The sequence below is a fragment of the Microcystis sp. LSC13-02 genome, assembly GCA_002282935.1.
Classification (GTDB): domain Bacteria; phylum Cyanobacteriota; class Cyanobacteriia; order Cyanobacteriales; family Microcystaceae; genus Microcystis.
This window is the reverse complement of record MTBT01000127.1, coordinates 1-8,908: the sequence shown is the minus strand read 5'-3', so window position 1 is coordinate 8,908 and position 8,908 is coordinate 1. Positions and strand designations below refer to the sequence as shown.

The 8,908-nt window shown below is 42.5% G+C and carries 8 protein-coding genes and 1 pseudogene; 3 read left to right on the top strand and 6 right to left on the bottom strand.

Annotated elements, in window-relative coordinates; all coding sequences use genetic code 11:
- Positions 1 to 86 precede the first annotated feature (86 nt).
- A pseudogene (locus tag BGL89_RS07775) lies at positions 87 to 650 on the bottom strand (LOG family protein); the annotation flags it as partial.
- A 114-nt stretch (positions 651 to 764) separates the two neighbouring features.
- The gene (locus BGL89_RS07770; RefSeq protein ID WP_286825223.1) at positions 765 to 1,955 is read right to left on the bottom strand and encodes a tetratricopeptide repeat protein; all 1,191 of its coding nucleotides are present in this window, start codon (positions 1,953 to 1,955) and stop codon (positions 765 to 767) included.
- Between the two features lie 37 nt (positions 1,956 to 1,992).
- On the opposite strand from BGL89_RS07770, the gene BGL89_RS07765 reads away from it, so the two are divergent.
- Positions 1,993 to 3,168 (top strand): esterase-like activity of phytase family protein, encoded by a 1,176-nt coding sequence (locus BGL89_RS07765; RefSeq protein ID WP_286825221.1) that lies wholly within the window; start codon positions 1,993 to 1,995, stop codon positions 3,166 to 3,168.
- A 66-nt stretch (positions 3,169 to 3,234) separates the two neighbouring features.
- Here the strand turns inward: BGL89_RS07765 and BGL89_RS07760 are convergent, their stop codons facing one another.
- From BGL89_RS07760 to BGL89_RS07750, 3 genes are all read right to left on the bottom strand, one after another.
- Positions 3,235 to 3,786, bottom strand: coding sequence for a LabA-like NYN domain-containing protein (locus BGL89_RS07760; RefSeq protein WP_002764933.1), 552 nt, complete (start codon positions 3,784 to 3,786; stop codon positions 3,235 to 3,237).
- Positions 3,787 to 4,047: 261 nt separating this feature from the next.
- On the bottom strand, positions 4,048 to 4,872 hold the full coding sequence (locus BGL89_RS07755) for a sulfurtransferase (protein ID WP_286825219.1): 825 nt from the start codon (positions 4,870 to 4,872) through the stop codon (positions 4,048 to 4,050).
- On the bottom strand, positions 4,841 to 5,284 hold the full coding sequence (locus BGL89_RS07750) for an ATP-binding protein (RefSeq protein WP_286825218.1): 444 nt from the start codon (positions 5,282 to 5,284) through the stop codon (positions 4,841 to 4,843). Before BGL89_RS07750 ends, BGL89_RS07755 begins: the two co-directional genes overlap by 32 nt.
- Positions 5,285 to 5,458: 174 nt before the next feature.
- On the opposite strand from BGL89_RS07750, the gene BGL89_RS07745 reads away from it, so the two are divergent.
- On the top strand, positions 5,459 to 6,595 hold the full coding sequence (locus BGL89_RS07745; protein ID WP_286825217.1) for a PP2C family protein-serine/threonine phosphatase: 1,137 nt from the start codon (positions 5,459 to 5,461) through the stop codon (positions 6,593 to 6,595).
- Here the strand turns inward: BGL89_RS07745 and BGL89_RS07740 are convergent, their stop codons facing one another.
- Positions 6,596 to 6,919, bottom strand: a complete 324-nt coding sequence (locus BGL89_RS07740) for an STAS domain-containing protein (RefSeq protein ID WP_052275544.1) — start codon at positions 6,917 to 6,919, stop codon at positions 6,596 to 6,598.
- A 145-nt stretch (positions 6,920 to 7,064) separates the two neighbouring features.
- On the opposite strand from BGL89_RS07740, the gene crtO reads away from it, so the two are divergent.
- Positions 7,065 to 8,711: a beta-carotene ketolase CrtO gene (gene crtO, locus BGL89_RS07735; RefSeq protein WP_286825216.1), complete on the top strand. Its 1,647-nt coding sequence runs from the start codon at positions 7,065 to 7,067 to the stop codon at positions 8,709 to 8,711.
- The last annotated feature ends 197 nt before the right edge of the window (positions 8,712 to 8,908 follow it).

Below are 8,908 nucleotides of genomic sequence, written 5' to 3'. Positions count from 1 at the left end.
AATCAGTATAGCACAATAAAAGTTAAGTTAACAAGCTATAGTTTAAATAGCCGTCCTAAAAGGACGGGGCTTTAACCCAAAATTTCGGTAAGCGTTTCAAAGGCCTCATCTTGCGTACCGAAACCACCGGGGAATAAAGCTACTGCGTCACTTTCCCGCAGAAAAAATAGTTTTCTGGTAAAGAAATATTTAAAATCGATTAATTTGGCATCATTTATGATACAGGGATTAGCCCCCTGTTCAAAGGGTAGCTGAATATTTAATCCGAAGGAATTTTCCCGTCCAGCGCCTTCAATCCCCGCTTGCATGATACCACCCCTGGCACCGGTTAACACCATAAAACCGTATTGACTGATACAGCGCGCGAATTCCACTGCGAGACGGTATTCACTGCTGTCGGGTTTGATGCGTGCCGAGCCAAAAATGCTCAGTTTACGAATATGACGGTAGGGGTAAAATACCTGAAATCCCTTTTCTAGATATTCGATCGCGTAGGTTAAAATTTTCCAATCCAGGCGATCGATTTCCTCCTCGGCAATTCTGACTATTGCTTCCAGAGATCTTTGAATCCATTTACCATCTTTCAAGTGGGGTAAATGTTGCACCAATTTCAGCAAGTCTTCGCTTAATTCAGAATAGGAGTTGTCCATTTATCAGTTATCAGTTATCAGTTATCAGTTATCAGTTATCAGCTTTTTGTTTTGCCGTTAATCAGCGATTTTTCTGGTGAATATCACTACTATCTAGCCTGACGGCTTATGGCTTCAAAACTGTTCAGGATTATTTATTGCTTGATTAACTTGGGTGATTTGGGTTTGAAAATATTGTTCACGATAACGGATAGCTTGGGCTAATTCCGCACCTTTTTGGAAAGCGAGTAAAGCTTGGGGATAATTTTTTCTCTCTAGATAAATTTGACCGATTTGATCGTAGGTATTCATTAAACCGTAGTAATTATAACCCAATTCATGGACTTTAATTAATTCTTGATATATTTGTAAAGCATAATCTACCTGTTGATAACTTTTATAGAGTTCGGCCAACTTATTTAAAGCTTCTCCTGCGATGCCGTACTGTTGTAAAGCAAAAGCGAGAGAATAGGCTTCTTGAAAGTTTTGGCTGGCTTTATTTGCATCTTTTAAAGCTTGATAATCTAAACCAATTTGAATTTTTAGAGCGGGGATTAACTGTATTTGCTGATTTCTGATCTGGGTTTCAGCTATTTCTTCTTTAATTTTTACGGCGTTAGCTGGTTGCAGAGATTCTCGATAAATTTCTGCTAGTCTTTGCAAATAAATTCCTTGAGTTAAAGAATTATTCTGCGTCTTAGAAATAGTTAATAATTCCTCGTAAACTGGGGCGGCTTTTTGATAATCAAAACGGGACAAATGAATTTGACCAAGTTGATTTAAAGTTGCTGCTACTGCTGTGTTATCGCCAGATTGTCTGGCATTAGCCAGGATTTTATCATAGATAATTATCGCCTCATTAAAAGCTCGTACCTGTTCATAGGATGTACCTAGTAATGCTAATAATTCCCCATCTATTGTCTGGTTAGTTTCCGCAGTTTGTTGCACAGCTTTTAAACGATTAGTAATTAATTTAACATCCTCGGTTCGATCTCGATTCCAAGCTGCTAACCCCACTTTTCCCAAAGATTTTACTTCTTCTTTTGCTCCTAAATAACGATTTAATTTAATAACTTCATACCAGATAGGAAAAGCTTCCTCATTTAATCCCGCATCGTATTTAGCTTGAGCTTCAGCATCGCGTCGATCGATGTATAATAGCAGTTGACGACGCTCCAAGGGAGTTAAAGGGCGATCAATTCCGGGTAATAAAGGACTTTGTAGGGGAGTTTCGAGGGGATTGGGTGCAGGGGTTTCTGTTTGTGCTAGGAGAGGAAGGGAAGTACCGATCAAACAGAGCCATAAACTGAGAGAAAAACGTAGCATAATAGATTAATAGGAGCGTAGTAGAGGAGGATATTTTGTGATCGATCGATTCTATAAGAGACTGACTGCCGAAAATTTGCGTTTCCCAATTTTGGGTTTAATTGCTAGTTTGATTGTAACCTTTAGTCTGGCTGCCTGTGGTGTCTCCCCACAAGTTTTGGCAGAACAACGAATGTTTCTACCCCTCTCGGTCGAGTTTTTGGGAGAATATCAATTACCACAAGCGGATTATCAAGACACAAGGGTGGGGGGATTATCGGCAATTACCTATGATCGTGCCAATAACCGCTTTTATCTCCTCAGTGATGATCGTTCTCAGAAAGCTCCGTCCCGCTTTTATCGGGCTAGTTTGCAGATAAATGGTGAAAAAATCGAAAAAGTGAATTTAGAGGCAGTCACGTTCCTAAAAGATGGCAAGGGAGAAACGTTTAAAAAGGGATCGATCGACCCGGAAGGTATCGCTTTTTCGCCCCGACAAACTTTGTTTATTTCCAGTGAAGGTGCGGTTAAACAGAGAATTGATCCTTTTATTGCTGAATTTGATTTGCAGGGACAATTAAAGGAGTCTTTGTTAATTCCTAATCGCTTTTTACCGGATGATAGCAATCAAAAAGGAATACAGGATAATTTAGGGTTTGAATCCTTAACTTTAGGGATTACCAGCACTCTCAAAGACGATCCTTTTCGTTTGTTTACTGCCACAGAAAACGCTTTAATTCAAGATAGTCCCACGGGAAAAAGAGCAGAAAATCTCAGAGTGCGACTTCTTCATTATGTTATTGATCCGATTGGTGCGCCTGTGTTAGTATCAGAACAATTGTATGTGTTAGATGAGCCACCCAGTGGTGCGAGATACTACGGTTTAACGGAATTATTAGCTTTAGAAAAAGAGGGTTATTTTCTCAGTTTAGAGCGAACTTTTGGTTTAGAAGGTTTTGGAGCGAAACTATTTCAGGTAGTTAATGGGAGTGCCACTGATACCTCGAAAATTGCTCGGATACCGGGAGAATTAGAAGCTTTACAGGTGCAACCCTTGCGGAAAAAATTATTACTAGATTTAGGGACTTTGGGGATTGATTTAGATAATTTGGAAGCAATGACCCTCGGTCCAAGATTAGCTGATGGCAGTCGCTCTTTGATTTTAGTCAGTGATGATAATTTTAATCCGAATCAGGTCAATCAGTTTTTACTATTTCGACTCAAGGAAAAATAAACAAGAGATGGTTAATTGCCTCACCTATTCCCTTCTGGGAGAAGGATTGGGGTGAGGGTAGGCCGATTAATAATCACTTTTTTCGATATCTTTGCGAATATCATTCAGGTCAATATAGCGATCGGTGGCATTTCGCAATTCCCTAGCGATCATCCCTTCCGTAGAAACTACGGTAATATGAGTATTTTTAGAGCGCAATAGTTCGATCGCTCGTTCAAAATCGCCATCACCGCTAAATAAAATCACTCGATCGTATTGATCGACGGTATTAAACATATCGACGACAATTTCGATATCTAAATTAGCTTTCTGGGAAAAACGACCGGAACTATCATCATAATATTCTTTCAAAATTTTTGTTCTCACCGTATAACCCAAACTAATTAAAGCATCGCGAAAACCTCTTTGATCTTGGGAATCTTTTAAACCCGTGTACCAAAAGGCATTAATTAACATAATATTCGGGTCGTTGGTGAAGTAATTTAACACCTTACGCGGGTCAAAAAACCAACCATTTTTTTGTTGAGCATAAAACATATTATTGCCATCCACAAAAATCGAAAGGCGATCTTTCGGACGGCCGCCACCATTACAATGACAAAGACCGGCTTCTGTCATACAAAATACATACCTAATTTTTTATAGAGTTTAACTATAAAATTACTTTTTAGTAATTTTACGGGGGAAAACGACTATTCTTTGAGGAATAGCGGTGATTTGAGAGCAAAAAGATAGCAACTAAAATAAAAATTAGCTTTTTTGTCTAGGAGACAAACTAGATAATAGTTTGGGAATAATTAAAAGTGATAATAGGGAGATTGTACAGTAATTAGGTCATTTTGATAATCTTTCTTGATAGATGGGTATCAACAAGGCTGGTTAGATCAGGTAGGAACACCAATCACTCCAACCTCCAGAATATAGCTTAACATTGTCGTATCCGGCTAGGGTAAGGGAAAAGATATTGACACAGGCTGTCACTCCCGAACCACAGTAGAGGATAATTTCTCGATCGCCTTCCCGTTCTTGCCAACGTTGTTTTTGCCGGGCCGGGGGTTGAGAAAAACCCTGACTATCGGTGACTTCTAACCAGGGATAATTAAGCGCCCCCTCGATGTGGCCGGCGATCGGATCGATCGGTTCCCTTTCACCCCGATAGCGATCGCTTTCCCTGGCATCAATTAACACCACTCCCGCTTGCTCTTTTTGCCTTTTTACCTCCTCGATCGTGACTACCCAATCCTGTTGAACTTGGGGGAAAAAAGCGCCGGTTTTCGGCACAGGTATCTGATTGGAGACGGGATAACCGGCATTTAACCAATTTTGCCAACCACCATCGAGAATGCTGACTCGTTCATGGCCGAGATAACGTAATAACCACCAGAGACGACTGGCAAAGGCAAAACGGGAGGCATCGTAGGCGATGACATGAGTTTGACCAGAAATCACCCCTAAAGAGCTTAATTTAGCGGCTATCGTCTGCGGATTCGGTAAAGGATGACGGCCGCCATGACGGGCAACGGGAGCCGATAAATCGCGATCGAGGTGTAAATAGAAGGAATTTTGAATATGATTGGCTAAATACTCTTGATAACCGAGATCGGGATCATTTAATTGAAAACGACAGTCAATAACCATCAGATCGGGGCGATCGAGATTAGTCACTAACCAACTAGGAGAAACGAGGGGCGCGATCGGATTCATGGCGGGAAAATTGTTTAATAATTAACAGACAGTTGCGCTGATCTTCGCTGCGAGTATAACTGAGTTGATCGGCGATTTTTTGGAGGATCGGCAGTCCTTGCCCATGACCAGAGAAACTATAGTCATGATAGGCGTTTTTCTCGATAAAGTCCTCTAAATCGAAGGCGTAACCCCGATCCCAGATGCGAATTTCCATCTGGGATCGGGTAATCTCGATCTCGATCTCGATCGGGATTTCGGGGGGGAGGTGTCGGTGAGCGTGACGGACTGCATTGGTAAAACCTTCGGCAAGAGCAAGCTGACACTGGAGCCAGTCTTTTTGGGGAATGCCCGCCGGTTCAAGTTGCTCAAAATATTTTAAAACGCTATCTAAGGACTTGAGATCGCTATCTACCTGAAAAGAAATCTTCACCCCCGGCTTACCTCTCCAATGCCTTACGCTAGAAGTTATACCATTTTTCCCAAACTATGACTGATGTGTTAGCTCGATTCTGGATTTAATCCCCTGAGAGGGGGACAAGCAAAGTCATCTGTTAGGGAGTCGGGGGTAAGCAGTTAAGATTGAGATAGTCGAGTCACAAAAAAGATGGTACGAATTCTAGTAATTGATGATGATGGAGTAATTCAAACGTTTTTGAGCCGCGCTTTGCGGAAGGAATACGAGGTTTTTATTGCCAGTGATGGGGAAGAAGGATTAAAGCAAGCGGGGCAACTAAAACCAGCGATGATTATTTGTGATTGGATGATGCCGGGGATCGATGGGTTGGAAGTTTGCCGGCAAATTAAGCTCAATCCCCAACTGTCAACCACTTTTTTTATCCTCTTAACTTCTTTGGGATCGGTGGAGGATCGGGTGAAGGGATTGGATGCGGGGGCCGATGATTTTTTATGTAAACCGATCGAGATTAATGAGTTAAGAGCGCGCGTGCGGGCGGGAATTCGTTTGCATCAATTAAGTCATGATCTGCAAGCGCAAAAACAATTACTAGAAATGGAGTTAGCGGAAGCGGCGGAATATGTGCGATCGCTGTTGCCAGAACCTTTTATTTCTCCAAAACTTGCTATCGATTTTCGCTTCCTTCCTTCTCGTCGATTGGGGGGGGATGGATTTGATTATTATTGGTTAGATAATGACCATTTGATGTTATATCTTTTAGATGTGGCTGGCCATGGTTTGCGAGCGGCTTTACCTTGCCTTTCGGTGATTAATTTACTCCGTTCCCGTGGTTTAACTCAGGTGAATTACTATCAACCTAATCAGGTTTTACATGGGTTAAATCAAGTTTATCAAATCAGCCCTAAGAATGATAAATATTTTACTATCTGGTACGGAATTTATGATCGCAAACAACAACAGTTAACCTATGCCAGTGCCGGTCATCCCCCGGCAGTTCTCCTGACTCAAAAACCTTTTGGACAGATGATTGAAACCAGACTGAAAGCCCCCGGTTTTCCCATCGGAATGTTTCCAGAAGCAGAATATATCAATCAGGTTCAATCCCTGAATTTCTCCAGTAGCCTTTATCTTTTTAGCGATGGAATTTACGAGATCGATTGTTCTGATGGTAGGATGTGGGGACTAGAGAACTTTCTTCAATCTTTGCAAAATTATCACTGTAATTCTGCCAAAAATCTTGATAATTTTATTGGAGAAATTCAAGCTTTACAGTTTGATGGTAATTTTAAGGATGATCTTTCGATCATGCAGGTGGATTTTCGTTAATTAACTTCCGAGGATTTTTTGTTCTAATTCTTCTCGGTTATTAAAAATTTCAAAAACTCGATCCATATCGGTCAATTCAAATAACATTTTTATCTGCTCATTAATCGAGCAGATCAATAGTTTACCCCCCGCAGAACGCACGGTTTTTAAGGATAAAACTAGCGCCCCTAAACCAGAACTATCCATAAAGGTGACATTCTTGAAATCAACGATAATAACCTCTGAACCTCCCTGCACGGCTTCGGCAATTTCTTGGCGAAATTCGCTGGCTTGGTTGCCATCTAAAATACCCGATGGTTGAATGACTTTGATTGAAGAACTCATAAAAAAAAGGAAAAATTAAATGTTTTCTACCTGCTCACTCATAACTGCTCGCTGAAATCTGCTGACAACAGCCAATCTTTAACTATTTTTAACATATTAGGGTCAAGAAAAGCGCAAAATTAAAAATAGGAATTTTTGAAACTGCATGGAAAGTTACGATGTCATCCTCATCGGTGCGGGGCATAATGGTTTAGTTTGTGCCGCCTATCTCCTCAAAGCTGGTTATCGCGTCCTCCTTCTCGAACAGCGTAGCGTACCGGGAGGAGCCGCTACCACAGAAGCGGTTATCCCAGATCTAGCCCCCGATTTTAAGTTTAATCTCTGTGCGATCGATCACGAATTTATCTTTTTGGGGCCAGTAATTGAGGAATTAGAGCTAAAACGCCACGGATTAGAGTATTTATTCTTTGATCCTACCGTTTTCTGTCCCCATCCCTCCGGCCAATATTTTCTTTCCTATCGCTCTCTGGAAAAAACTCACGCCGCAATTGCCCAGTTTTGTCGGCGAGATGCCGATCGCTACCTTCAGTTTATCGACTATTGGGGACAGTTGCTGAATGCGATCGCTCCTTGGTTTAACGCTCCGCCCCAAGATTTGCTCAGAATCGCCCGCAATTATGACTCTAGTGCCTTAGCTACTGTCTGGAAAGCGATCGGCTCGAAAAAGAAACTGCTCGACTTCATCCGCACGATGATTACTTCCCCCGAAGATGTCCTCAATGAGTGGTTTGAGAGCGAATTTGTGAAAGCACCCCTAGCTCGTCTAGCGGCAGAAATTGGCGCTCCTCCCTCCCAAAAAGGCATTACCTCCGGGATGATGATGATGGCGATGCGTCATTCTCCCGGGGTGGCTCGCCCTCGTGGTGGTACAGGCGCACTAACCGAGGCTCTGGTGAAATGTGTTGTCAGTCTCGGTGGGGTGATTTTAACCGAGCAGAAGGTTAAACAGATTCTAATCGAGGAAGGACAAGCGATCGGGGTTAGAGTGGACTCTGGACAAGAATATCTGGCAAAAGCGGGTGTTATCTCTAATATTGACGCTAGACGAGTCTTTTTACAGTTAGTCGCCCCCGCCGATGTGGATGCCGCCGATCCAGAATTGCGAGAAAGGGTAGAACGGCGAATTGTCAATAACAATGAAACAATTCTTAAAATTGATTGCGCCCTCGCCGAAGCACCAAGGTTCGAGGCTTACGATCACAAAGAGGAGTATTTACAGGGAACGATTCTCATCGCCGATTCCGTGCGTCACGTTGAACAGGCCCACGCTTTAACGATTTTGGGGCAGATTCCCGACGAAAATCCCTCGATGTACCTAGATGTACCCACTATTCTCGATCCCTCCATGGCTCCCCAAGGCAAGCATACCCTCTGGATCGAATTTTTTGCCCCCTATCAGATTGCCGGGGCCGAGGGAACGGGATTAAACGGCACGGGATGGACGGAAGAATTAAAAAATCGCGTGGCCGATCGAGTTCTTGATAAACTGGCCGATTATGCCCCAAATCTCAAATCCGCCATTATTGCCCGTCGGGTGGAAAGTCCGGCCGAATTAGCTAATCGTTTGGGTTCCTATAAAGGTAATTACTATCATCTTGATATGACCTTAGATCAGATGATTTTCCTGCGTCCTTTGCCGGAAATAGCTAACTACAAAACCCCAATTAAAAACCTTTATTTAACTGGGGCAGGAACTCACCCCGGCGGCTCAATTTCGGGAATGCCGGGGCGTAATTGCGCTCAGGTTTTCCTGCGGGATCGAAGCACTTTTCTGCAACGATTATTCAACTAATACTAAATCCGTTGAGTATAGGCTACATAGGGTCTGCGGCAAAAAGTTTTTCTTGGGGGCAGGGTGTGGGGTGTGGGGTGTGGGGTGTAGGGTTTTACCCATTTTCAGGTGGCCAATTACCTAATTTTCAGGGAAAAAGTGCCTAAATTTCCCCCCGATCACTCCCATATCCAGTACTTTTTGATTGACAAAAGGTC